The organism is Pseudoalteromonas rubra, from assembly GCF_005887095.1.
In the GTDB taxonomy this organism is placed as follows: Bacteria; Pseudomonadota; Gammaproteobacteria; order Enterobacterales; family Alteromonadaceae; genus Pseudoalteromonas; species Pseudoalteromonas rubra_E.
In genome coordinates this window covers 91,419-118,238 of the sequence record NZ_PNCI01000027.1, presented here as the reverse complement: position 1 = coordinate 118,238, position 26,820 = coordinate 91,419, and the positions used below count along the sequence as shown (strand labels likewise).

The following is a 26,820-nucleotide window of genomic DNA, read 5'->3' as shown; positions in this document are numbered from 1 at the left end:
TTTCAGGTAGTATCATGGCCGAATTCACATTTCGCTTTAAACTCATCGCGTGCCTTTCGTTTTGCCTCCTATTTAGTTCGTTGTGCATGGCGGACCCCTCCGTCACTCCAGAGGGAATGGCCAAAAAAATTGAGCACAGTAATGGACTTTGAAAAGGCACTCGCTGATTTTTTTGCAAAGCCTGAATTTATATCGCAATTTGCAGGATACCTACAGAGCATCTTCGATTCATCAAAGTCTGGCCTCTCTATACAGAAGAATGAATCTCTACGAAAAGGTGTTGTTTCATCAGAACAAGGCTATCCAGATAGCGCTACAGCTTAAAGATGACAGAAAGCTGGGAGTTTATTACAGCAATATGGGTACCTACCTTGAAGAGCTTGGTGACTATAACAGTGCTATTGACTCGTACACTAAATCTTTGGAATACAGGAAAGTACTGGATTATAAAATGGGTATGATCCACACCTACAATCGCTTAGGCTCTGCATATCGTTTAGCTAAAGACTATAGCAACGCTGAAAATAGCCTTCTGGCAGCGCAGCGTTTGAAGCAGGAGATCAATCGCTTTGACACCAACATATCTACTTACTTGGATCTGGGGCGATTACACATAGACGCTGGAGATCTGAAAAAAGCTGAAGACTATCTTAACAAAAGTTTGCCATTGTATCTGGGGTCACCATGGGAAGACCGGATAGCTGAGATTTATCAGGCATTCGTGCAATTGTCGTTGCTGCGGGTGTTATCACGCGAGATAATCGACTGGGTAACTTACAATTACCTGACGCTCACATTGGCTCTGATCTTGGCACACTCAAAGCGTCCGTTCATCCACAAGACTACCCAAGGTTACAGGAGGCGTTTAACGCACACCTAAGCGGAGAAAGTGACTATTATGAGGTGAGTTACCGGGTTAAAGACAAGCAGGGTAACTGGTTGTGGGTGTTGGACAGAGGGAAAGTTACAGCACGAAACGAGGATGACGAAGCCATCAGAGCGTGTGGCACAATCAAGGATATTTCAGAACTTAAGGCCACAGAACTGGCGCTGGCAGAGCTCAATAAATCCCTTGAAAAGCGAGTGGAAGAACGAACCGAGCGTTTGCAACAATCAAGAGATGAGCTGGCAAATACCCTGGAAGAACTCACCGCAACGCAATCTACGCTGGTAGAAGCACAAAAAATGGCGTCTCTTGGACGTCTTGTCAGTGGTGTTGCTCATGAACTTAACACACCACTGGGCACAGCTATAACAGCAAGCTCAGTATTAACTCAGTCTTTGCGAAGCTTTAAGGATAAACTGGACAGTGGCAAGCTGACATTGAGCGACACTCAGGCCTTTATCGAAGTTTCAGAGTCTAGTGCGCAATTAATGGATAGTAACACAACACGTGCCGCTCAGCTGGTTAAGCGCTTTAAGCAGGCATCTGCACATGAATATGTCAGTAGTGACGACTCAATTGAATTGAAATCCTTTATCGCGACATTTCTGGCATATCGGACAAAGGAAAGCAAGGCTGTGGTTGAACTCGACTGTCATGATTCAATCTGTATTCGCAGCAATGGGCAAGCACTCGAAAAAATACTGGAAGACTTGCTTTCAAATGCCATAGACCATGGTTTCAGCGCAGCTGAGGGGCGCATATTGATTCAAGTCAGGCAAAAAGAAGAAGCGATAAGCTTACTGTTTTCAGATAATGGTAAGGGGATTGACGAGGCTGAACTTACACAGATTTTCGAGCCATTCCATACTACTGCGCGCCATAAAGGTAACGTTGGCTTGGGTTTATATATGGTATTTAACCTGGTGACCTATGTACTGAATGGCAGCATTCAGTGCACACCCAATGTGCCAAAGGGCTGCACATTCGAGCTGGTTTTTCCGTCAAAAAGACTATAGATTTTTGCAGTGACTGAGTTGAATTAATCGATTCTTTAGGTCAATGTATATGCACCCAAAATAAATACAATAAGGAGCTTTGCGTGACGGAGTTACTGGTCCCATATCAACTGACTATTCTGGTGCTCGGGTTAACGGGTGGTTTGTTTTTAATTCAACTGGCGGTTGTGGATATTATTGCAATTAAGCAAAAGCATCCGCCCGGCGTTGCGGTGACGCAGGACCCTCAAACGCTGTTGTTTCGTAGTAACCGAGTATTTGCCAACAGCAACGAAACAGTGGGGATCTTAATACTGGTGGTGCTTTTTGCGGTTTTCTCGGGTACACATCCGGGTTGGCTAAACGGATTAGCTGTCACATATTTGCTATCCAGAGTCGGACATATGGTGTGTTACTACTTAGACCAAAAACTACTGCGTAGCATTTCTTTCGGTGTTTGCTATCTCAGTCTGTTGGGTATTTTTATTAGTGGCATGGCCGCCTGGTTAAGTTAATCCTGGCGCGTATTCAGGTTATGGCGCGAATAATGATCCCGGGATCTGTGATCCCTTCTTTTTTCAGCGCCTCCTGAATGTTTTTGATCATGTCAAAATACTGCTCCTGCAACTGCATCAGATACTGGCTTTTCATTTCTGTCAGCTGTTGCGTTGCCTCATCGGGTTCTCGCTCCGTTTGTAATGCCATTAACTCTTCTTTGAGTAAGGTCATTTCCTCTTTGAGCTTTTCCAGACGCTCCAGCATTCGCTGGATATAGGCAGGGACATCTTCAAATTCCTCAGCGTCTTCTTTGGCTTTTTCTCCGGACAGTACATGCTTGTCTTCATTAGATAAAGTTATGCCTTGGGCTTCTTCTGCGGTGTCTGTTGCAGACGGCGTCGTCTGTTGTTCTTTGGTTGCAGTCGCTTCGTCAGGCGTTGGTGCGGCAGGTTTGGCTTGAAAAAGTGAAATGTCTCTGGGTGTCTGGTGAATTATAAATGTCATAGCACTTTCCCTGATCTCGCTTGGCTAAACATACAAAGTATTGATTAATACTTTTATCTTAATCTCTATCGACAATCATTTGGACATCTTTAGGATTAAAACCACTACAAATGCGACGGCCTGTGACAATCAAGCCGTTTCCTAAAAAAGCGGCGCGATTCATAATAATGCCTCCAGTTGCGTTTTCGCTTGTCGGGAACTCAGTGTCAGGCATTCCTGAACGGACAGGCGAGGGTAGAGCTGCTGTAGCCCCAGAAAGCTGGCATAGCTGGTGGCTGCTAGTTGCTCTGCCTGTGTTGAGTCTAAACCTAATTCAAGGTAACAGGTTTTAAGATAATGCTGACGCTGAGTGTCTATGGTGCACAAGTGATGCTGGATGCTGGTATCTTTCAGGGCCCAGGCGCGAATATGCATTTCAGCTTCAATGTCCGTTGCTGCAATGGCTTCATCGAGGCGTTCCAGCCTGGTTTTGGGGCAGGGCTGTGTATCGGCAATGGCAATCAGGCGTGCTGTGGCTTGCTCATACCAGTAAGTCATCAATGCATCGATAAAAGCCTGGCGATTTTTAAAGTGATGATAAAAAGAGCCTTTAGTCACTTTTTTACGGCTGCACAGGCGATCTATAGTCAGGGCGCCTGGTCCACTGCGGATCAGCGTTTTTAGTGCAAATGCGAGCCAGCTTTGTTTTGCGTCGCTCATAATCTGCCAGCCTTCTTGGCATTGTGAATAACACTGCGAGCGATGATATGATGAAAGGGTAGAATGGCAGTGAGGTAAATGCGACCCGTTAAGGTTTTTGGATTTACCAAAGTGGATACAATCACCGTGTTTTGTTGTTTTTTGACGCTCAGATAAAAGGTCATATGGCGGTCTTCAGCGCTGCTGATAATCTCCTCTGGGTACTTTTCGCAAACGTTCAGAAAGCCTGCCTGATCGCCTACATCCAACTCATCACTGGCGGGCACCATAGTGCTTTGCCCGACTGAAAAACCAAATGCAGCAACTAACTTATTTCTGAGTCGCATCAATTGTGATACCCACCCGGGCATCGTATTAAAAATCCGGTATTGCAACTGGCTGGGTGTCAGGGATGGTGTGTCGAGTGTAACTTGTAATGCGTCACGAAAATGGTGCGCACATGCTTTGGCCTGAAGGCGGTCAGGCACTGAGGTAAGGCTCATAATCTGACTAAACATAAACAACTCCGTTTGATGATAATTGAAAATACCATACTGTATGGTATGTTTTTGTGCAATGGGTTTGCGTGTTTTTTATTCGAAAGTAATAGCAAGGGGGGGACGTAAGCCGGGTCAGTGACAATGACCCGGCAAAAGAGCGAGGCTTAGAATGTCCAGGACAGGTGCACCTGAGGAACAGATTCATTGGTGTCTGTGCCCAGTTTATTTCGCCAGTACTGCCATTCGACACCCAGCATCAGCTGGTTTTCGGGCATTTCCAGTGCGTGACCCAGATCCCAGCGCAGAATAGGTTGCGCCAGTAGCCAGCCTTTCACATCGCCACCCACTTCGTTATCACGGCCGGTAATGTATTCCACATGACCCGTAAACTCAAACTTGTGTCCGCCAATGGTAAACGGGTAGCCCCAGGCCACATCCAGCATATAACTGTTGGTTTCTTTTGGCGCGCCACCGGCATTCACGCCGCGACTGTCGTCGATATAGCCGGTCAGGGTGGTAGAAAAGAAATTAAACCCGTCGATATTCCAGGAGAGTTTTACGCCTGGCAGATATTTCATCACCTTGGCATCGCCCGCGGCGTTAAAGCCCATCACAATCCCAACGTCCTGAAGTGGTGAGTCATTAAACTTCAGATCTGTCAGCTTCCCCAGGCTCAATGTAGAGTACCATTCGCCGTAAAAGTCGCCATCCTGATAGCCATCGTCCAGATCGTCTGTGCTGTAATCGATAAAGAAGAAGTTATCGCCATAACGGTAACCGGAGGCATGTTGCAGAGAATAAATCGTCTGATTGGCCTTTTGCTGACTAAATGGATTTTTAAATTCACCGTGATTAAGGTGTAGCTGAGTGTTACTCCAGTCAGCCGCCGCAGCCGTACCAGCACCAAGCATAAGACTCAGAGTGAGCGCAGAAAAAAGTGGTGTTTTCATTGTTTCTCGTGTGTATGGGGTTATAAACAGCTGAATTATAAACGCAAATCAACAAACAAGTGGAATAAAAACACGCATTTTCTTGGTTTAGGACAAATAATGGCACCCTGAGGATGCCATTTCTGTTTGGTGATTAGTCTTTATGGCGGCGCAAACATATAACGGCAATGGCCGTAAACGCCAGAATAAAGCAGTAAAATGAAGAGGTGGAGACTTCCCAGGGGCTGATCTTAAAGGTCGCGCCCAGCAACAAAGCCTGTGCGCCATAAGGCAGCGAGCCCTGCATGACGCAGGCAAAAATATCCAACAGACTGGCTGAACGCTTGCCTGAAATCTTGCCATCATCCGCCAGCTTTTTAGCAACCGGACCGGCGACAATAATACTCACAGTGTTATTAGCGATACACAGGTTACTGGTTAGCACCAGCGCGGCAATACCCAGCTGATCGGCCACTTTTCTGTGCCATTTGGCAATGATGGCCGTGATTGCCTGGATCTTGTGAGCCAGGTAATCCAGCCCGCCATTGACGCGAATGAACTCAGACAAGCCGCCGATGAACATAGACAACAGGAAAATTTCCTGCATATCACTGAAGCCTTTATACACGTCTTTAACAAAAGCGGCGCCCTGATAATCTCCTGTGAACCCCATCAATGCGGCAAAGATAATACCGCTAAAGAGCACCACAAAGACGTTAATGCCGATCACTGCCAGTACCAAAATAAAGGCATAGGGCAGTACCAACAGCCAGTCAAACGGTTTGGTTTCAACCGCCTGTGGCTCAGGTGTTAAAAACACCAATAGTGCAACCGTAAGGGCAGCAGCAGGCAGGGCAATTTTCAGGTTTTCTCTGAACTTGTCTTTCATTTCACAGCCCTGCGTACGGGTTGCTGCAATGGTGGTATCCGAAATGATAGACAGGTTATCACCAAACATCGCACCGGAGACAATAGTACCGGCCATCAGAGCGGGATCGATACCGGTTTTGACTGATACCGCGTAGGCAATCGGGCCAATCGCACCGATAGTACCCATTGACGTACCCATGGCAGTCGAGACCACAGCGGCAATTAAAAACAGCCCGGGTAACAACAGGCTTGGCGGGATCAGAGACAAGCCGGCATTGACGACGGCGTCAACGCCGCCTGTGGCACTGGCCACCGATGAGAACGCACCGGCGAGCAAGTAAATTAAGCACATGGTAATGATGTTGCTGTGCCCGGCGCCTTTAATAAAGGTTTCAACGCTCTGGTTGATGGTGCCTTTGTTGATCCAAAACGCGATCACTATGGCAGGCAAAATGGCTACCGGTGCCGGTAGCTGATAAAAAGCATAGTCGACGCCCTGTGATTGCAGGTACAGACCTGCGCCCAGGAACAGGCCAACAAAGGTTAAAAGAGGTAGCAAAGAAAGTTTTGCTTGTGTGTGATTTAAGTGTGGCTGCATAGCACTCCCCAAAAACTAACCACAGCCAACGAGTCCATTATTAGCTGCATTTAAACTACATCGCCCGCAATAATTGAAATCGGCGAGGGCGGAAGTTTATATGGTTAGACGTCTAAAGTCCATTGTGTTTCGTTATTATATTTTTCTATCTATCTGAGCGTTTAGCTTTGAGCGTGAGCAGAGCTTTTGATAGCTCACAACACGACTTTAAAGTGTGCTCGGCCTTGCTGGTTGCACGTCAATGACGAGTCTGCAAAACAGGATAGATTCGTATTATTGTCAACTGACTATGACACAGAGATAGGGTAAACTCTAGAGCACAAAATTAATCACCCGGCATAAAAGCGGGGTGATCGAGCTTATCTCTCTTGCGCTGAAAATCGGGAAAATACGTTTCCGTACCACCAAACAGGTGGCATATCTAACACAAAGGAAAACCGTAAAATGACACAAATCGGTATTTTTGGCGCCAATGGCCGTATGGGCCTGGCGCTGATTGAAGCAGTCCAACAGTCTCAGCATTGCCAGCTTGGCAGCGCATTCGTCAGAGCTTCATCGCCACACCTTAACCAGTCTATTGCCACGTTACAGCCGCAAGCACCTGCCGGATCGACCTTCAGTTCTGAACAGCAACTGGGCTCTGAGCTGGATGTATTAATCGATTTTACCCTGCCAGAGGGCATGCTTGGTCACCTGCAACAGGCTGTGGCCAACAAAACACCTATGGTGATTGGCACAACCGGCCTGAGTGCAGAGCAAATGCAGGCATTAGAAACCGCCTCTGAGTCTATTCCGATTGTTTTTGCACGTAACTTTAGTGTGGGCGTGACGCTGATGCTGGACCTGGTGCAAACTGCCGCGGCAAAGCTGGCCGATGAAATGGACATTGAAATCTTTGAAGCCCATCACCGTAATAAAGTCGACGCACCGTCGGGGACCGCACTGGCGATTGGTGAAGCCATTGCCGAGGCAAAAGGCTGGGACCATGACCAGGTTGCACGCTATGACAGAACTCAGGTACATGAGGCTAAAAGTCAACAAGAAATTGGCTATTCAGTGCTCAGAGCTGGCGATATAGTTGGTGAACACACGGCTTATTTTGCCACTATGGGAGAAAGGCTGGAATTAACACACAAAGCAACATCAAGATTAACCTTCGCATCAGGTGCTGTAAGGGCTGCGCAGTGGTTAAAAGATAAGCCGAACGGACTTTATTCCATGCAAGATGTGCTTGGATTGAAGAGGTAAGCTTACTATTTTAACGTGTTCGTTAGTAAAAGTCGCTAAAAACCTTATTTTTTTATTTTTTACGCGAATTATTAGACGAATCTGAGAAAGTGCTGTAGACTATAACGAATTTGCCAAAATTTTAATAACTGCGTGTTACCAAGCGCTTTGTAGACGGGAAAACAAGCGTTGGCTTGCTCCCGTTTTTTACTATCTAGGAGGTTAACTTGACTAAATCCGCTCTCTTAGTCCTTGAAGACGGCACTGTGTTTCGCGGTACTGCCATTGGCGCTGACGGCCTGTCCGTTGGTGAGGTAGTATTCAATACGTCTATGACGGGATATCAAGAAATTTTGACGGATCCTTCTTATGCAGAACAGATTGTGACGCTGACTTATCCACACATCGGGAATACCGGTACCAACAGTGAGGATGAAGAAGCCGATAAAATCTGGGCTAAGGGTCTGGTAATTCGGGATTTGCCATTGCTTGCAAGTAATTTCCGTAACGAGCAATCGTTAAGTGACTACTTAAAAGCACGCAATATCCTTGGGATTGCCGATATAGATACGCGTAAGCTGACGCGTATCTTGCGTGATAAGGGCGCTCAAAATGGCTGCATCATCGCGGGCGATGAAATTGATGAGCAGCAGGCACTGGAAGCGGCAAAAGCGTTTCCTGGCCTTAAAGGGATGGATTTAGCGAAAGTCGTAACAACAGAACAGACTTATGAGTGGCGTGAAGGGAGCTGGACTTTAGGTCAGGGCTTCCAGACTCTGAGTGCTGAAAATGAGCAATTCCATGTTGTTGCGTATGATTTTGGTGTGAAAAAGAACATTCTTCGCATGTTAGTAGACCGTGGCTGTAAACTAACTGTAGTACCAGCAGAAACCTCCGCTGCAGAAGTACTGGCGATGAATCCTGACGGTATTTTCCTGTCTAATGGCCCTGGCGACCCAGCGCCTTGTACCTACGCAATCGATGCGATTAAAGCTTTCTTAGAAACTGACACGCCTATTTTTGGTATTTGTTTGGGCCATCAGTTACTGGCGCTGGCCTCAGGTGCACAAACGGTGAAGATGAAGTTCGGTCACCACGGTGGTAACCACCCGGTGAAAGACCTGGATCGTGACGTGGTAATGATCACAGCACAGAACCATGGTTTTGCTGCGGATGAAGCAACTTTGCCAGATAACCTGCGTGCAACGCATAAGTCGTTGTTCGACGGAACCTTGCAGGGCATTCATCGTACCGACAAACCGGCATTTAGCTTCCAGGGTCACCCAGAAGCAAGCCCGGGTCCGCACGATGCAGCACCGCTGTTCGACCACTTCATTGAATTAATGCAAGCACGTAAAGCCTAAATTAGAACCGGAGTAACAATGCCAAAACGTACCGACTTAAACAGCATACTGATCCTGGGCGCAGGCCCAATCGTCATCGGCCAAGCCTGTGAGTTTGACTACTCTGGTGCTCAGGCGTGTAAAGCGCTAAGAGAAGAGGGCTACCGGGTTATTCTGGTTAACTCAAACCCGGCAACCATCATGACTGACCCGGAAATGGCAGATGCGACTTACATCGAGCCAATTCACTGGGAAGTAGTTGAGAAAATCATTGAAAAAGAAAAGCCAGATGCGGTACTACCGACTATGGGTGGTCAGACTGCTCTAAACTGTGCGCTTGACCTGGACAAGCATGGTGTACTGGCTAAGCACGGTGTTGAGCTGATCGGTGCAACTGCGGATGCCATCGACAAAGCTGAGAACCGCGAGCGCTTCGACGCGGCAATGAAGAACATTGGCCTTGAGTGTCCTCGCGCAGAGATTGCCCACTCAATGGATGAAGCGCACGACGTACTGTCGCGCATTGGCTTCCCGTGTATCATTCGTCCTTCTTTCACTATGGGTGGTACCGGTGGTGGTGTTGCTTACAACATGGAAGAGTTCGACGAGATTTGTACCCGTGGTCTTGATCTGTCTCCAACCAACGAGCTACTGATCGACGAGAGTTTGCTGGGCTGGAAAGAATACGAAATGGAAGTGGTGCGTGACAAAAACGACAACTGCATCATTGTGTGTTCTATCGAAAACTTCGACCCAATGGGTGTTCATACCGGTGACTCAATCACAGTTGCACCAGCACAAACTCTGACTGACAAAGAATATCAGATCATGCGTAACGCTTCGATGGCGGTACTGCGTGAGATTGGCGTAGAAACCGGTGGTTCAAACGTTCAGTTCGGTGTTAACCCGGATGATGGCCGTATGGTTATCATTGAAATGAACCCACGCGTATCGCGCTCATCTGCACTGGCCTCAAAAGCAACCGGTTTCCCGATCGCTAAAATTGCGGCTAAGCTGGCAGTGGGTTATACCCTGGACGAGCTACAAAATGACATCACAGGCGGTGCAACCCCTGCGTCATTCGAGCCGTCAATCGATTACGTCGTGACTAAGATCCCACGCTTTAACTTTGAGAAGTTTGCCGGCGCTAACGACCGTCTGACGACACAGATGAAGTCAGTGGGTGAGGTGATGGCCATTGGTCGTAACCAGCAAGAATCACTACAAAAAGCACTTCGTGGTCTGGAAGTGGGCGCAACGGGTCTTAACCCAATTGTGGCACTGGACGACCCGAAAGCGAAAGAAACCATCATTCGTGAACTACGTGAGCCAGGCGCTGAGCGTATCTGGTACATCGCCGATGCAATGCGTCACGGCATGAGCGTAGAGGAAGTGTTCGAGCTGACCAAAGTTGACCGCTGGTACCTGGTTCAGATTGAAGACATTCTGAAAGACGAAGCAACCATCGCTGAAGTGGGTATGGCCGGTCTGAACAAAGACTTCCTGCGTCGCCTGAAGCGTAAAGGTTTCTCAGATCCGCGTATCGCAGAAATTGCGGGTGTGTCTGAAAAAGAAATTCGCAAAAAGCGTCACCAGCTGGATATCCTGCCGGTTTATAAGCGCGTTGATACCTGTGCTGCGGAATTCAGCTCAGACACCGCTTACATGTACTCATCTTACGATGAAGAGTGTGAAGCGGCACCGTCTGACAAAGACAAAATCATGGTTATCGGTGGTGGTCCTAACCGTATCGGTCAGGGCATCGAGTTCGATTACTGTTGTGTACACGCTGCGCTGGCAATGCGTGAAGACGGCTACGAGACCATCATGGTTAACTGTAACCCTGAAACGGTTTCAACTGACTACGATACGTCAGACCGTCTATTCTTCGAGCCTATTACGCTGGAAGACGTGCTTGAAATCGTGCGCGTTGAAAAGCCAAAAGGGGTGATTGTTCAGTACGGTGGTCAGACACCACTGAAACTGGCGCGTGACCTTGAAGCGAACGGTGTACCAGTAATTGGTACTTCTCCGGACGCGATTGACCGTGCGGAAGACCGTGAGCGCTTCCAACAGCTGGTTGAGCGTCTTGACCTGCTTCAGCCTGAAAACGCAACGGTAACGTCACTGGAAGAAGCGATTGCTAAATCTCAGGAAATCGGCTTCCCGCTGGTTGTACGTCCTTCCTATGTACTGGGTGGTCGCGCGATGGAAATCGTGTACGACGAAGATGACCTGCGTCGTTACATGACCGAAGCGGTATCTGTGTCTAACGAAGCACCAGTATTGCTGGACCGTTTCCTGGATGACGCTATCGAGGTAGACGTTGATGCGATCTGTGACGGTGAGAACGTCATCATTGGCGGTATCATGGAGCACATTGAGCAAGCCGGTGTTCACTCAGGTGACTCAGCTTGTTCATTGCCTGCACACTCATTGTCGCAGGACATTCAGGACGTAATGCGTAAGCAAGTGCGTGACATGGCACTTGAGCTGGGCGTGGTTGGTCTGATGAATACTCAGTTCGCAGTCAAAGACGGTCAGGTTTACCTGATTGAAGTGAACCCGCGTGCTGCGCGTACTGTCCCGTTTGTTTCTAAAGCAACCGGTGTTGCGCTGGCAAAAGTGGCGGCCCGTTGTATGGTTGGCCAGTCACTGGAAAGCCAGGGCGTGACGAAAGAAGTTATCCCGCCTTACTACAGCGTAAAAGAAGTGGTACTGCCATTTGCTAAGTTCCAGGGTGTTGACCCTATGCGTGGTCCTGAGATGCGCTCTACCGGTGAGGTAATGGGTGTTGGTGAAAACTTCGCCGAAGCCTTCGCAAAAGCGCAATTAGGTGCATCAAACGCTTTACCACGTGGTGGTCGCGCGCTACTATCTGTTCGCAATGGTGACAAGGCACGTGTTGTAGAGCTGGCTAAGACCATGAAAGCCATTGGCTTTGAGCTGGATGCAACCAAAGGTACAGCACAAGCTCTGGAAGACGCCGGCATCGAAGTACGTCGCGTAAACAAGGTATTTGAAGGTCGTCCACACATTCTTGACCGCATCAAGAACGGTGAGTACAGCTACATTGTAAATACCACAGAAGGCCGTCAGGCCATCGAAGATTCGAAGGTGTTACGTCGTGGTGCACTTCAGCATAAGACTAACTACACCACTACGCTCAACGCAGCGTTTGCAAACTGTACAGCCAATGAGGCTGACGACAGAAGTTCTGTAAACTCTGTTCAGGAGCTACACCAGCGTTTGAACTAAGAAGAACAAGGCCAGGGCGCAAGCCCTGGCAATGAGTGAGATACTATGCAATCAATTCCGATGACAGTACGAGGCGAAGAAATGCTTCGTGAAGAACTGAACCATTTAAAGAAAGTCGTCCGTCCTAAGATCGTTGCCGACATCGCGGAAGCGCGTGAGCACGGCGATCTGAAAGAAAACGCCGAGTACCACGCTGCACGTGAGCAGCAGGGATTCTGCGAAGGCCGCATCCAGGAAATTGAAGCCAAACTGTCTACATCACAGGTTATTGACGTCACTAAAATGGCAAACAATGGCAAAGTGATCTTTGGCAGCACGGTGACCATAGTCAATGTTGATACAGACGAGGAAGTGACCTACAAGATCGTAGGTGACGACGAGGCAGACATTAAAAACAATCTGATCTCGGTTAACTCGCCTATTGCACGTGGTCTTATCGGAAAAGAACTGGATGATTCAGTGACCATTCAAACTCCAAACGGTAGCGTTGAATACGACATCATCGAAGTTGAATATGTCTAGATTTGTCTAACCTATAGCACCAAAAACCCGACCCAGTGTCGGGTTTTTTATTGCCCACTCCTTAACCTTGTGCCAGATCAAAGAGCCGCAAAAGCAGCGCGTTATGATGAGTTTAACAAAGGAGAACATCATGACTGCTGACCAATTAACGAGTTTTCTCAAATCCAAACAAAATGAACTGAGTCAACGGATAGCCGCCATTGAAGCCGATTTCAGAAAGGGCCGGTCGGCCAACTTTGCAGAACAAAACACAGAGCGCGAAAACGACGATGTACTGGATGAAATCCATCAGGAAGCCAAGCAAGAGCTGGAGATGGTCAATAACGCGATACTGCGAATAGAGCAGGGCACCTATGGCCTGTGTCAGCATTGTGAAGAACAAATCAATCCGCAGCGCTTAAACGCTCTGCCTTACACAACGACTTGTATTAAATGCGCAAAATAGAAAGGACCGTATTATGACAATTGAAAAACATGACTTGCACCACGAATTTCCTGAATATAAAGACGAGATCCACCACCTGAAAATGAACGACGCGCACTTCGCTCGCCTGTTCAAGGAGTACCACGAGTGCGATCACGAAGTACATCGCATTGAAACCGGCGCAGAGAACACCTCTGACGACTACCTTGAATCACTGAAAAAACAGCGCCTGCACCTAAAAGACCAGCTGTTTTCTATTATTAAGAAGTCGCAAACTGTTGCTTGATTCTCAAGTGCGCCCATCCGGGCGCACGCTTACAATGAGATTTAGGCCAGATAATTTAGAGGTTGTTATTATCACTTCATGACAGTATTAGCTGAATTTAATGACGAAAAAGCAGTTAAGGCAATAACAAATCAATAGAGCAATCATAAACAAGGCTGTGCATCCAATAACCTGGAATTAATATCCTTTTAAGCTGGCTGATGAATCATCACAAAGCTCTACATTATATAACCTGTATTTATTCTTCTTTCTTCAGAGTGAAATGATCTAGATCATTATGTATCGAAGTCGAAGAACCTATCTAATTTACCCGTTACGTGGTGAAAATAAATATCGCAGTTTATTTTTTGTGTATATTTATTGTAAATTCATGGTAAGGGTTCAGTGTCATTGGATTGGTCATTGAGATATCACGCACTGCGTAGGGAGTATTAAATTGAATGTATCTATAGAAGCGTTTCGTCATTTTGATTTTCGGCTCATTCCTGAACCATCGCCGCTTGATCTTGTCATTACTGAATCGCTCGAAAGTCACACTAAAGTTAATGGCACCAAATCTGGCGCTTTGCTTCCACTACCGTTTCAGACTGGGATCGGAAAGACATACACGGCATTAAACTTTTTGCTCCAGCAGATGCTTGATCAAGTGCAAGATGAATTACAGGAAGAAGAGAGAGGTAGTAGATCCAAGCGTTTACTCTATTACGTTACTGATTCAGTAGATAACGTGGTAAGCGCGAAAGCAGACTTGTTGAAGTTAATTGAAAAGCAAACCGTCAAGGGTGAGCCTCGCTTTACTCTAGAACAGCAAGAGTATCTTACAGCGCAAATAGTCCACCTACCTAACCAGTCAGAGCAGTTATTGCAATGTTCTGATGCCGTCTTAAATGAAGTAATAGTCGGATTTGATTTGAACGCCGAGCGCGATGTTAAAGCAGAATGGAGCGCTATCTCGGGCCTAAGGCATCATGCGAGCAAGCCAGAAGTTAAAGTTTCTTTAAGTCGTCAAGCCGGTTACTTTTACCGCAATTTAGTTGCCCGCTTGCAAAAGAAACAAAAAGGGACCGATAGAATCTCGCTGAATGGCTCGTTACTGACCTCTGTTGAAGCACTTCTGCCGGGAGAAAAAATCCGCAATGGAAGCGCTCATGTTGTTTTCTTAACGACGAGCAAGTTTCTGAAAGGCTTCCACAATACCCGCTCGCGCTACAGTCCATTACGCGATTTAAGTGGTGCGGTGCTTATCATTGATGAAATTGACAAGCAAAATCAAGTCATCCTTTCCGAACTGTGTAAACAACAAGCGCAGGACTTAATTTGGGCTATAAGAACTCTGAGAGCAAACTTTCGAGATCACCAACTTGAGAGTTCGCCTCGCTACGACAAGATTGAAGACCTGTTTGAACCACTGCGTGAGCGACTCGAAGAGTTTGGCACCAAGTGGAACCTAGCGTTTGCGTTTAATACGGAAGGACCTAACTTGAATGAACGACCTGTTCGGTTGTTTTCAGATAGAAGCTTCACGCATGTAAGCAGTGCCACTCATAAGCTGTCATTAAAATCAGATCTATTGAGGCAGAAAAATCTCATATTTAGTGATGATAAAGTGGAAGGTTCTCTCATTGAAAAAAATGGGCTTTTAACCCGCTTTGTCAATGAAGCGGATGTTATATACCAGTGGTTTCTTCGCACTATGCGTAAAGCCGTGTTTCAGTACTGGGAGAACGTTCGTAGCCTTGAAATTGAAGGGCGCGAAAATAGAAGCCTAGAAGGAACGTTTCAAGAAGCCGTTCAATCCCTGCTTACTCACTTTAACCTACAAGAATTTGAGTCTGCTGTTTACGAGTCTTTTGATACTAGGGGGCTGCGGCAATCAGCGGGTGGACAAGCGAGCAAGTTGAGTTCTAGCAAGAGCTACCATCATACCGGAATGAAACTTGTTGAAGTCGCCCATAATCAGGGGACTCGCGATACCGTAAATTGTAAAGCGTCATTCTTAAATCTTTCACCATCGGGTGTCTTGGCGGATATGGTTGATGCCGGAGCTGTTATTCTCGGTATAAGTGCAACAGCGAGAGCTGATACCGTAATACATAACTTTGATTTTAAGTACTTGAATGAGCGTTTGGGTAAAAAGCTTTTGTCTTTGTCGAGAGAGCAAAAACTGCGGGTAAATGATTATTATCATAGTAAGCGCAACTATAAAGATAACGGTGTAATTTTAACGGTCAAGTATCTCAATAGCCGAGATGCGTTTCTTGATACTTTGTTAGAAGAATATAAGCCGGAGGCTCGCTCAAGCCACTTTATCCTAAATCACCATCTGGGTATTGCTGAGTCAGAGCAGGCATTTGTTCGGAGCTGGCTGTCTAAGCTCTTAGCGAGTATTAAAGCGTTTATGTCAGTTCCTGATAATCGTTATATGCTGTCGCTGTTAAACCGTACTCTTGATACAACACGACAGGATATTAATGATTTCATCCAGTTTTGCTGTGATAAATGGGCGATAGAATTTAATGTTCCAACCAAGACATATTTTGGCGTGAACGCTGATTGGATGAGGTTAGTTGGCTATGATGAAATTTCCAATCACCTAAACACAGAAGCAGGGAAAGTCGTTGTATTCAGTACATATGCTTCAATGGGTGCTGGTAAAAACCCTGATTATGCAGTCAATTTAGCGTTGGAAGGTGGAAGCCTAATATCCGTTGCCGATGTCACTTATAGCACCCAGCAGCGAAGCGATATAGACAGTATATATCTTGAAAAACCTACTCAGCTAATGTTGTCAGATGATTATTCGCATACTGCTAACCAGCTTTGTCAGTTTCACCAAATCTTATCTTTGCAAGAGAACGGAGAGTTGTCGCCGAAAAGTGCTGAAAGCTGGTGTCGTCAGCAACTTATGGGCATGAGCAGAGAACGCTCTTTACAGCAATATTACCAAACAAGTGACTACCAAAGCGCGGTAAGGAAATACATTGAGCAAGCGGTAGGAAGAGCCGGGAGAACATCTCTGAAACGAAAACAAATTCTCTTGTTTGCTGATTCCAGTTTGAAAGAAATTCTGGCGGAAGAGAGTAGAGACCCAAGCTTGTTTTCGCACGAATATGTTGCTTTGGTTGATAAAGCGAAATCAGCTAATAAGTCTTTAGTTGAGGACAGGGTTGTTCGACGTTTATTCAATCTTGCTCAAAGAAACAACAAAGACGGTATGCAGTCAATCAAAGCACTAGTTCGTCGTCTACATAATCAACCTGCATCTGATAATGATATTCAAGAGTGGCAAGACATTAGAACTCAGTTACTTCGCTATCCGACGATTGTCTCTCAACCGGAGCGATTTAATCGATTGTACTTACAGTCTATGACCAACGGTTACTACCGTTATCTGGGTAACTTAGATGGTGATCCGAATGCCTTCGAGTTCTTTGATAGAGTGTCTACTGGCGATATGGTTTCTGAGGAAGCATGCAGCCTAGCTACGTTAGTTCAGAACCAATATGTGAGGCCGTGGTTTGAACACAAAGGTTTTGCCTGTTCGTGGCAAAAAGAAGCGTATGTGATGACGCCAGTTATGTTTACCAACATTTATAAGGGAGCATTGGGCGAGCAAGCGGTAGAGGCGGTGCTAACAGCATTCGATTTTATCTTTGAAGAAGTTCCAAATTCTATTTACGAGCGATTTGATAATAGAGTCAAATTTGCAGGGGTTGAGCAACCGATCTGGCTAGACAGCAAATACTGGAAGCATGAAGGTAATGAAAGCAGCGAAGATTACAGTTCGAAAATTTCATTGGTAGAAGAAGAGTTTGGACCTTCGAAGTTTATTTACGTGAATGCGTTAGGTGATGCCTCAAAGCCGATTAGATATTTGGACTCGTGCTTCGTAGAAACCTCACCACAGTTAGCTAAAGTTATTGAAATTCCGGCACTAATTGATGATAGCAATGCCGATACCAACCTAACCGCAGTACAGGAGTTGATAAAATGGTTACACAACAGCTAGAACCTTCCTCACACGGTCCTTTATCAACCTTAGTGGAACAAATATCCATTGACACTGATTGGGTTGATAGAAGCTTCGTGATTTACTGTGTCAGTTTTAAAGGAATAGACTTCTCAGAACGACCTAAGCGTTTAGTAACATTAGCGTCTGAAATCTATAAGTCAGGAAGTGTTTATTGTTTAGTCAAAGGTGCCAATAAAGAAGCGTGTTATTGGGTGCTGTTACCAAAGGACGCCAAATTAGACCTCAAAGACACGTCTTTGGCTATCAAACCAGTTAACGCTGCCGAGCTACCTACATGGCAATTGGCCCGTTTACTGATTAAAGCGATACCAAAAGTATTGAGTGGCGCTACGCCAGAGATAAAGCGCTTTGAAAGTGAAGGCTTATATTATCTAGTCAAAAGCAAAAAGTTACCGAAAGGTCACTCAGGCTATGAATTAACGACCGTGGAAATCGATTTAGCGCCATGTGCAGCGCTTGGATTCAAACAAACACTGTCAATGAGTGCCAAAACGTTTTCTCCTTTGTCTTGGTTTACGTTAGAGAACGGAGAGATACAGAAAAAGGCAAAGTTTGCTACACGTTATCAACTTGATGATGTGGGGATGTTGGTAAGCAAATCCATAAAGGGAGACTACATCAAGAAGCCGCTTTACTCTAATGCGAAAAGTCGAGTTCAGGCGATTGATATAACCAAAGAATCTTATAGTGGTTTTCAACTATCTAAGGTCGGTATTCTTGAGCAGTTCATGCAAGATCTTAAGCAAGCTTATGGCGATTCAGTTTCAGTGAAGTTGCAGCGGATTCCCGGAGAAAAGCACAGGTTCGTTTCAGATACGATTGTCAAAAATCACTATGTCGGGCTGTTTGATACGTTGAAAGAGCATCGTTTGGTGATCTGTGATTTAACCAAAAACAAAGATACTGATGCTGCACTAACCTTGCTTCATGGTATCGAGCATCTTGATATAAACGCAGAAATAGCTGAAGTTCCGATTCGTGGGGCACTGAATATCCTAATTGTTGGTAATAAAGACACCTACAAGTCAGCTGAAGAAGACCCGTATCAGGTTTATCGCAAAAAGTACCAAGACACAGTTTTTCAGTCGTGTTATCCAGAGCGCTTATGGAACCGTCAAGGCCAGCCAAACCGCCATGTGGTGGAGGTGCTGTTAAAAGAACTACTTATCAAGCTAGAAGTTCATACAAAAAAGCATTTGATTGAATACCCAAGAAGCCCTGAAGGATGTGTATATTACATGCCTCATCGACCACAAGGCGAATTTTCAGAGGTTCGAGACGGGTCCTGGCCAGTGTATGCGTCTAAGTTAGTGGGCGATGAATGGCAATATACACAAGCGATTCAAGAGGAGCTTGAAGATATTGAACTCGATTTAGGTAATGATAAATGGCAAGTATTTCAAGGATTCCAACGTTCCCCTTATATTTATTGGCCGGAGACGGGGGACTATGCCATTTTCATTGATACGGGTATTCAAATGCTGCCGGAATTTGAAGCGGTTGCGGAGCGATTGCGTGAGCTTAAAAAAGGACGAGCCCAAGATGTCCCGATTGCATTGTTGACTCAGTTCATTGAAGAAAACCCAGAGAGTAAAGTAATCAACAAACTGAGAGCGATATTGTCTGAGTGGGATGATACGACCCCTCTACCGTTTGATGAGTTTTCGACAATTGCATACAAAAGCAATGATGAAAAACAATTCTATGATTGGCTGCGCGAACAAGGATTCTTCTTAAAAACATCGATGAGAGGACAAAGTGAGGGGTTCTTTAATGCATCTTTAGGTTTCTTCTATAACCGAGAGCAGGGTATGTACTTTGCTGGTGGTAAAGGCAGTCCACAGAGCAAAATCGAGACCTTTAGCCATTTATACCTGATAAAACATTCGTTTGATGCATTACCTGAAGAGGTAGAAAGTTTGTTTGATGTATATCACTTAAGACATCGCTTACCAACCGTAACGCCTTATCCATTTAAGCATCTACGTGAGTATGTTGAGATGCAGCGTTTTAAATCTTGATAGTAGGCTAAACTAAGGAGCTAGTAGCGAGCAGAAACCAATGTTTTATTCGCTACTAGCGTCAAAAGTCAGTAAAATCCTTCCCAATTATCCCTGTTGTTATTGTTTGAATTTCAAGCAACTATCGTTTTAAGAAGAATATTATGGACCACTCAGTACATAACAAACTCGTTTCATTTATATGGTCGATTGCCGACGATTGTCTTCGTGATGTCTATGTTCGTGGTAAATACCGCGACGTTATCTTACCTATGGTGGTGCTACGCCGTCTGGATACGCTTTTAGAACCATCCAAAGAAGCAGTATTGGAAGAAGTTAAATTCCAAAAAGAAGAAATGAATGAAACTGAGCTTGATGATGCGCCATTATGTGCAGCATCAGGTTATGTGTTTTACAACACTTCCAAGTGGACCCTCCAAACGCTATTCAGTACTGCGACCAATAACCAACAGATTCTGCTGGCTAACTTCGAAGATTACCTCAACGGTTTTAGTGACAACGTAAAAGAGATTGTTGAGTGTTTTAACCTGAAAGCTCAAATCCGCCACATGGCGGGTAAAGACGTGTTGCTAGATGTGGTTGAGAAATTTGTCTCGCCATACATCAACTTAACGCCAGAGGTTAAAGAAGATCCTGAGGGCAACAAACTACCAGCGCTCAGCAACCTTGGTATGGGTTATGTATTTGAAGAATTGATCCGTAAATTCAACGAAGAGAACAACGAAGAGGCGGGCGAGCACTTCACCCCACGTGAAGTTATCGAGCTGATGACGCACCTTGTCTTTGACCCAATCAAAGATAACTTGCCACTTTCAATCACAGTGTATGACCCTGCATGTGGTAGTGGCGGTATGCTGACAGAAACACAGAACTTTGTTGAAGAAAAGTACCCAGCATCAAACCGTGATATCTACCTCTACGGTAAAGAGATCAACGATGAGACTTACGCTATTTGTAAGTCAGATATGATGATCAAAGGTAACAACCCAGAGAACATCCGTGTTGGTTCAACCCTTTCTACCGATGAATTCTCATCAGAGCGCTTTGACTTCATGCTTTCTAACCCGCCTTACGGTAAGAGCTGGGCGAGTGAGCAAAAGCACATCAAAGACGGTAAAGATGTCGTAGATGGTCGCTTTAAAGTGAAGTTAAAAGATTACTGGGGTGTTGAATCAGAACAAGATGCGATTCCTCGTTCAAGCGACGGTCAGTTGCTGTTCCTTATGGAAATGGTCACCAAAATGAAGTCGCCGCAAGTCAGCCCGTTAGGGGCTCGTATTGCATCGGTTCACAATGGTTCAAGTTTATTTACCGGTGACGCAGGCAGTGGTGAAAGCAATATTCGTCGTTATATTATTGAAAATGACATGCTGGATGCGATTGTTCAGTTGCCAAACAACCTGTTCTACAACACGGGTATTACTACGTATATCTGGCTTCTAAATAACAACAAACCTGAAAGCCGCCAAGGTAAGGTGCAACTGATTGACGCTAGCTTATTGTTCCGCAAACTGCGCAAAAACTTGGGTAACAAAAACTGCGAGTTCTCACCAGAACACATTGCGGAAATTGTCTCGACCTATCTAGATAACCAATCCGTTGAACGTGCAATTGATGAGAAAGGCGATTCGGTCGGTATTGCTGCGCAAGTCTTCAAGAACCAAGATTTTGGTTACTACAAAGTCAATATTGAGCGCCCAGATCGCCGTAGTGCTCAATTCCGTGCCGACCTGATTGAGCCATTACGTTTTGAAAAATCACTGCGTGAAGTGATGGAGTATTTGTACGCCGAATATGGCGAGCAAGTCTATGATGCTGGGTTTGTTAAAGGGATTAAAAACGAGATCACCAAGTGGTGTGAAGAAAATGATATCAGCCTAAACAAAACAGCGAAAACCAAATTACTGGATACGAAAAACTGGATTAAACAGCGCACACTGGTGAATGCAGCAAGCCAGTTGCACAGCAAGATTGGTGATGATGTTTACAACGACTTTAACCAGTTCAAACAATCAGTAGATGCAGAGCTTAAATCACTGGGGCTTAAACTTGCGGCAACTGAGAAAAAAGCCATTGTTGATGCGGTAAGCTGGTATGACGAGAACGCAGAAAAAGTCATCAAGAAAGTCGCTAAGCTAAAGCAAGACAAGTTAGTTGACTTGCTAGAAAACTACGAATGCGAGCTGCAAGACCTACCCGATTTCGGTTACTACCCAACGGGCAACCACAATGAGTTCGTGACTTATGAATCAAGCTCAGACCTGCGTGACAGCGAATCCGTGCCGCTTGAGCAAAGCATTTATCAATACTTCCTTGATGAAGTGAAGCCACATGTGGATGAAGCATGGATAAATCTTGAATCCGTCAAGATTGGTTATGAGATCAGTTTTAACAAGTATTTCTATCGCCACAAGCCTCTGCGTTCTATGGATGAAGTTGCGAGCGACATTATTGCACTCGAGCAAAAAGCAGAAGGTTTGATTGCTGATATTCTTGGAATCTCTGTGGCTAAGGTTCAGGGGTAATCTAATGAGCAATACAGTTATTGAGCAGATACCAAAGTACGACTCCTATAAAGAGTCAGGTGTAGAATGGCTGGGTGAAATCCCTGAACATTGGTCGCTAACTCCTAACAAGCGCATTTTCAACCTAAAGAAAAAGTTGGTTGGTAAGCGTTCTAGTGAATATGATCTTTTATCCCTGACCTTAAAAGGCATCATCAAGCGAGATATGGATAACCCAGAGGGTAAATTCCCCGCAGAGTTTGACACTTATCAGGAGGTAAGCTCAGGAGACTTCGTATTTTGCTTGTTTGATGTAGAAGAAACTCCTCGAACCGTTGGTTTATCTAAATTTGATGGGATGATTACTGGTGCATACACCGTATTTAACCCTAGTGAACAATATAGTAGAGAGTTTCTATACTATTTTTATCTTAATTTAGATACAGATAAAAAGCTTAAGCCTCTCTATAAGGGTTTAAGAAATACGATTTCAAAAGAAGTTTTCTTTAGCTTTAAAGCATTTGTGCCTCCTATTAATGAGCAGGTAAAGATAGCCAAGTACCTTGATAGAACAACAGCACAAATCGATGAAGCGATCGTAATCAAACAAAAGCAAATCGAGCTACTAAAAGAGTGCAAGCAAATCATCATTCAGCAAGCGGTGACGCAAGGCTTGAATCCTGATTCACCTATGAAAGATTCTGGTGTGGATTGGATTGGAACCATTCCAGAGCACTGGGAGGCGATAAAGCTAAAGCACTTGTTTAAAGAAACCACTTCTCGTACAAAGACGGGAGAGGAAACTCTTTTGTCATTAAGAATGGAGCGTGGTCTTGTTCCGCATAATGAAGTATCAGATAAGCCGATTTCTGCTGAAAATCTAATTGATTACAAGATGGTAGAGCCTGGTCAGATGGTAATGAACCGAATGAGGGCTGCAATTGGTATATTTGGGATTCCTTCTCAGGCGGGTTTGGTTAGCCCAGATTACGCTGTATATAATGTCTCTCAAGAAATAGTAGCTGAATTCTACTTACTGCTTTTCAAAACTCAGATTATGGGGACTCAGTTTCGTTTAGCTTCAAAGGGGATGGGTACTGGTTCTTCTGGGTTTATGCGTTTGTACAACGAAAACTTTGGAAATATTAAGGTACCTTTTGCTCCTTCAGTGGAGCAAAAAGAAATATTGGAAAAAATTGAAAAAGAGTCTTCAAAACTAAATAGAGCTATCGATAACCTAAATCTTTCGATAGACAAGCTTAAAGAATACAAAACTACCCTCATCAACAGCGCAGTTACAGGCAAAATCAAAGTGACGGAGCTGGCGTAAATGGCGGTTGTTGTTGCTAGCTGCACACTAGAAAAGCTGTTTTCTGGTGTACCGATTTTATCTTCAGACGGTAAGGTTGAAAAAGACGTTCACGGGATGCTTTCCATCCCTGAATATCAGCGCCCATATCGCTGGAATGAAGAACAAATCACCCGTTTATTGAATGACTTTAAGCTTCATCAGCATGAGCTAGCTGGTAAGCCTGAAGCGGAGCATTTCCCATTTTACTTGGGCAGTGTCATTTTGCATCAACAAGGTGACAAGCTGAATATTATCGATGGTCAGCAACGCCTGACCACAATGGCGTTGGTTTCTTACTTAGCAAATAAACACTCCGACCTTGAGTTAGTTTATGAATCCCCAGAGAGCCAACAGCAAATCAAACACAACCTTGGTTGGCTGTTTACCCAAGAAGCTTCATTGGTTGATGTCGATTTTGCGCAAATCAACATCACCTTGGTAGTGACAGACAGCGAAGATGAAGCCTACCGATTTTTTGAAACCCAAAACACGGGCGGGGTGCGTTTAGCAGGGCCAGATATTATCAAAGCTCACCATCTGCGAGCCGTTGATGAGAAAGACAAATCTGCGGTAAACACCTTTGCTACTCGTTGGGAAGCGCTGGGGGATTTAAACCCTGTTGTTGATATTTTGCTGCGTGGTCGCTATTGGCAATACCTTAACTTCCGAGACTACCCGCTTCACAACCAAACTCAGCAAGTGCGTAATAGCATTGTTACCGAGCTGGCAGAGCAAACAGGCAAAGGCGACGATATTGCATTTGGCAGAATTGCTCGTACTTACATGCCAAATGGCGGTGAGAGCTTGGCTCAGCCTCAAGTCGGCTATGAACTGCGCCAGCCGTTAAATAGTGGTGCCAATACCATTCACTATTTGCAGTATTTTGAGCAGCTGCGCCAAACCTACTTGTTGAATAATACAGCGCAAGGTGAGCTTGCTGGCTTTTACGAGTTTTATCAAAAGCTGGTCTGTAAACTTGATGGCTGCGGCTATCTTAAACAGCTCTATGACGCATGCCTGTTGCTCTACATCAGTCAGCATGGGCAGCGAAGCCTAGAGGTAGCAGCGAAAAAACTTTTCCGCGTGGTTTATTCTCGTCGAGTAGAGAACCAGAAAGCAGTAAAGGAGAAATCGGTTCCTGCTTTTGCCAAAGAAACCCCAGTGCTGGATTGGATTGCAATGAGCTATACCCCAGAGCAGTGTTTTGCACAGTTAGATAGTTTCAAGTTGTCGGTCGACAAGAGTGGCTTTGACAAAAACAGCGTTAAAAAACGTTTCGTCGAAAAAGTATCTCAATACTTTGGCCTGGATATAGAAAAGCAAGATTATGCCAATCAATTTGGCCCTGCATTTAGCCAGCACATCTCTGCGTTAGGAGCAAAACATGGGTGATCATTTATCAGTGCAAACTGAGCTTTTGACGCTCGAGAAAATCTACACCGAAAACTACCAGTTTTCTATTCCTAGCTATCAGCGTCCTTATGTCTGGTCAGACGATGATGTCTTACTGCTGTTCAGAGATATTAAAGAAGCGTGTCGATTAAAAGAGCCAAACTATTTTATCGGCACCATCCTGTCGTCTCGCATTGAACAAGATGGAGAGCGGATCTATGAGTTGATCGATGGCCAGCAGCGCACGACAACGCTAATGCTCATGACCATTGCCTTTAAATACGCAGGCATTAAATCTGATCTTGCAGGGCTTGCTGTTTATACATCGAGTGATGGTGAAGATAAGCCACGTCTCCAATTCTCAATTCGTGAGCAAGTTCAGCAGCTTTTGGGTGGCCTAGCGGGGCTAAATAACTATCAAGTGCCGTCTAAGGAAACGATCGCCGACAATGCTTATTTGAAACAGATGGGCGTGGCGTTAGATGTATTGACCAAAGAGGTAGAGAAACTCAAATCAGATGATGAGGTGAGTGCCGAAGCCATGGGGGATTACCTCTACCGCCAAGTTCAATGGGTAAATAACATTGTGCCAACACAAATGGACTTAAACCGATTGTTTGCCACCATGAATACCGCTGGCATTCAGTTGGAACAAGCGGACATTTTAAAGGCGAAGCTCTTCAAGCACATTCATACTGACAAAGCACAGTATGATGCAATGTGGGTGGCGTGTGAGCACCTGGAAAACTATTTTGAACGCAATGTACGCAAAGTATTCCCTAATGCTGATTGGTACCATATTGAACCCGAACATTTGGCGTCTTTTGATGCTGAACGCTTCGCTGCAAAAGATGAAACGTCAGAGGCGTTACCTGGCTTGTCGATTGCTCAGTTAGCGTCACAAGTTAAAGTAAGTTCAATTCCTGATAACACCGAGCAAGAGAAGTTTGAAACCTACGATTTGGATGTTGAAACAGTTTACTGTCGCCCAATCATCAAGTTCCCGCTGTTATTGATTCACGCTTACCGAGTCTACTTGGCGCTTAATGATCATAATGATATTGAGCCACGTCTGCATAGTGATCGCTTGTTGGAGATATTCGAGCCACTTATCAATGGTGATGAGCAATCGGTAAAGCTGTTTATCGAAACGCTATGGCAGGTTCGCTACCAGTTTGACCGTTGGGTTGTGAAATGGGTTGAACGTGACGATGCGACAGATGCGCAGCTTGGTTTAACGTATCAATCTCGCAGCAAGTCGAATGACACTTGCTACATCAACCGAACGCAGAAAGAGTTAAGTGACATTGTTCTTTTGCAAAGTGTTCGCAACTTTACCGGTGAGCGCAGCGCTCAGTATTGGTTAACGCCATTTCTTTCAGGCTTGATCCGTTCGAGTATCATACAAGACTCTGAGGCGCTAGAGCTGCTAGAAAATATCGACAACAAAATGTCACTATCAATCGATACTCAGAAAGAGGCAAGCTTTGCAATGGCTGAGGGCTTGGAGCCTAACTACCAGAGTTGGCAATCACAATCGACGTACTTTGAACAGTCGTTAGGGACGAGTTTCGAGCACTACTGGTTTCAAAAGCTTGAATATTTGATTTGGAAGCAAATGAAGGTTTCAGAATCTTCGTTGACTACTGAAGAATTGAAGAAGTTTAAAAAGTACCGAATTACGTCCAAAAATTCAGTAGAACATGTTCATCCTCAAAATGATGAATATAACAATAGGTTAGACTGTAAAACGTTAAATTCATTTGGTAATTTAGTACTACTTAGTCCTGGTGAAAATTCTTCTTACAGTAATCAAGACGTTGACAAAAAGCGTATCGATTTTGATAAGAAGCACCATTTCGACGCACTGAAACTAAGAGAAATATTTGGTGCTAAAGGCCAGGGTTCATGGGGTAAACAGCAGATAGATGAACATCTAGAGGACATGATGACTGTTTTTGAACAGCACTACGAACATTAATAAAGACTCTGAATAATCAA

General features: G+C 45.1%; 20 protein-coding genes. 15 read left to right on the top strand and 5 right to left on the bottom strand.

The window, feature by feature from the left end; genetic code table 11:
• The first annotated feature begins 148 nt into the window (after positions 1-148).
• From CWB99_RS12485 to CWB99_RS12475, 3 genes are all read left to right on the top strand, one after another.
• On the top strand, positions 149-880 hold the full coding sequence (locus CWB99_RS12485) for a tetratricopeptide repeat protein (protein WP_171045332.1): 732 nt from the start codon (positions 149-151) through the stop codon (positions 878-880).
• A complete protein-coding gene (locus CWB99_RS12480) occupies positions 766-1,902 on the top strand; it encodes an ATP-binding protein (protein WP_349304470.1) in 1,137 nt (378 codons plus the stop codon). The genes CWB99_RS12485 and CWB99_RS12480 overlap by 115 nt, the downstream gene beginning before the upstream one ends.
• 83 nt (positions 1,903-1,985) lie before the next feature.
• The gene (locus tag CWB99_RS12475; RefSeq protein WP_138550590.1) at positions 1,986-2,396 is read left to right on the top strand and encodes an MAPEG family protein; all 411 of its coding nucleotides are present in this window, start codon (positions 1,986-1,988) and stop codon (positions 2,394-2,396) included.
• 13 nt (positions 2,397-2,409) lie between these two features.
• Here the strand turns inward: CWB99_RS12475 and CWB99_RS12470 are convergent, their stop codons facing one another.
• The 5 genes from CWB99_RS12470 to CWB99_RS12450 form a co-directional block, all read right to left on the bottom strand.
• Positions 2,410-2,883: a hypothetical protein gene (locus CWB99_RS12470; protein ID WP_138550589.1), complete on the bottom strand. Its 474-nt coding sequence runs from the start codon at positions 2,881-2,883 to the stop codon at positions 2,410-2,412.
• A gap of 159 nt (positions 2,884-3,042) precedes the next feature.
• A complete protein-coding gene (locus tag CWB99_RS12465) occupies positions 3,043-3,582 on the bottom strand; it encodes a TetR/AcrR family transcriptional regulator (RefSeq protein WP_138550588.1) in 540 nt (179 codons plus the stop codon).
• Positions 3,579-4,079 (bottom strand): DUF2867 domain-containing protein, encoded by a 501-nt coding sequence (locus CWB99_RS12460; protein WP_138550587.1) that lies wholly within the window; start codon positions 4,077-4,079, stop codon positions 3,579-3,581. Before CWB99_RS12460 ends, CWB99_RS12465 begins: the two co-directional genes overlap by 4 nt.
• A 146-nt stretch (positions 4,080-4,225) precedes the next feature.
• The gene (locus tag CWB99_RS12455) at positions 4,226-5,011 is read right to left on the bottom strand and encodes a nucleoside-binding protein (protein WP_249331872.1); all 786 of its coding nucleotides are present in this window, start codon (positions 5,009-5,011) and stop codon (positions 4,226-4,228) included.
• A 133-nt stretch (positions 5,012-5,144) separates the two neighbouring features.
• Entirely contained in the window at positions 5,145-6,458 is a 1,314-nt protein-coding gene (locus CWB99_RS12450) for a Na+/H+ antiporter NhaC family protein (protein ID WP_138550586.1), read from the bottom strand.
• A 444-nt stretch (positions 6,459-6,902) separates the two neighbouring features.
• Here CWB99_RS12450 and dapB point away from each other — a divergent pair, with 444 nt between their 5' ends.
• The 12 genes from dapB (at position 6,903) to CWB99_RS12390 (ending at position 26,800) form a co-directional block, all read left to right on the top strand.
• Entirely contained in the window at positions 6,903-7,706 is an 804-nt protein-coding gene (gene dapB / locus CWB99_RS12445) for a 4-hydroxy-tetrahydrodipicolinate reductase (RefSeq protein WP_138550585.1), read from the top strand.
• A 206-nt stretch (positions 7,707-7,912) separates the two neighbouring features.
• Positions 7,913-9,049, top strand: a complete 1,137-nt coding sequence (carA, locus tag CWB99_RS12440) for a glutamine-hydrolyzing carbamoyl-phosphate synthase small subunit (protein WP_138550584.1) — start codon at positions 7,913-7,915, stop codon at positions 9,047-9,049.
• 18 nt (positions 9,050-9,067) lie between these two features.
• On the top strand, positions 9,068-12,286 hold the full coding sequence (gene carB, locus CWB99_RS12435; RefSeq protein ID WP_138550583.1) for a carbamoyl-phosphate synthase large subunit: 3,219 nt from the start codon (positions 9,068-9,070) through the stop codon (positions 12,284-12,286).
• A gap of 45 nt (positions 12,287-12,331) precedes the next feature.
• The gene (gene greA / locus CWB99_RS12430) at positions 12,332-12,808 is read left to right on the top strand and encodes a transcription elongation factor GreA (protein ID WP_046003103.1); all 477 of its coding nucleotides are present in this window, start codon (positions 12,332-12,334) and stop codon (positions 12,806-12,808) included.
• A gap of 130 nt (positions 12,809-12,938) precedes the next feature.
• A complete protein-coding gene (locus tag CWB99_RS12425) occupies positions 12,939-13,253 on the top strand; it encodes a TraR/DksA family transcriptional regulator (RefSeq protein ID WP_138550582.1) in 315 nt (104 codons plus the stop codon).
• Between the two features lie 13 nt (positions 13,254-13,266).
• Entirely contained in the window at positions 13,267-13,518 is a 252-nt protein-coding gene (locus CWB99_RS12420) for a YdcH family protein (RefSeq protein ID WP_058795273.1), read from the top strand.
• A gap of 436 nt (positions 13,519-13,954) precedes the next feature.
• The gene (locus CWB99_RS12415; RefSeq protein ID WP_138550581.1) at positions 13,955-17,527 is read left to right on the top strand and encodes a hypothetical protein; all 3,573 of its coding nucleotides are present in this window, start codon (positions 13,955-13,957) and stop codon (positions 17,525-17,527) included.
• On the top strand, positions 17,509-19,572 hold the full coding sequence (locus CWB99_RS12410) for a hypothetical protein (RefSeq protein WP_138550580.1): 2,064 nt from the start codon (positions 17,509-17,511) through the stop codon (positions 19,570-19,572). The genes CWB99_RS12415 and CWB99_RS12410 overlap by 19 nt, the downstream gene beginning before the upstream one ends.
• A gap of 143 nt (positions 19,573-19,715) precedes the next feature.
• Positions 19,716-22,097, top strand: a complete 2,382-nt coding sequence (locus CWB99_RS12405) for a type I restriction-modification system subunit M (RefSeq protein WP_138550579.1) — start codon at positions 19,716-19,718, stop codon at positions 22,095-22,097.
• A 4-nt stretch (positions 22,098-22,101) separates the two neighbouring features.
• Positions 22,102-23,406: a restriction endonuclease subunit S gene (locus CWB99_RS12400; protein WP_138550578.1), complete on the top strand. Its 1,305-nt coding sequence runs from the start codon at positions 22,102-22,104 to the stop codon at positions 23,404-23,406.
• Entirely contained in the window at positions 23,407-24,819 is a 1,413-nt protein-coding gene (locus CWB99_RS12395) for a DUF262 domain-containing protein (RefSeq protein WP_138550577.1), read from the top strand. It abuts the gene before it with no gap.
• Positions 24,812-26,800 (top strand): DUF262 domain-containing protein, encoded by a 1,989-nt coding sequence (locus tag CWB99_RS12390; protein ID WP_138550576.1) that lies wholly within the window; start codon positions 24,812-24,814, stop codon positions 26,798-26,800. The genes CWB99_RS12395 and CWB99_RS12390 overlap by 8 nt, the downstream gene beginning before the upstream one ends.
• Positions 26,801-26,820 lie beyond the last annotated feature (20 nt).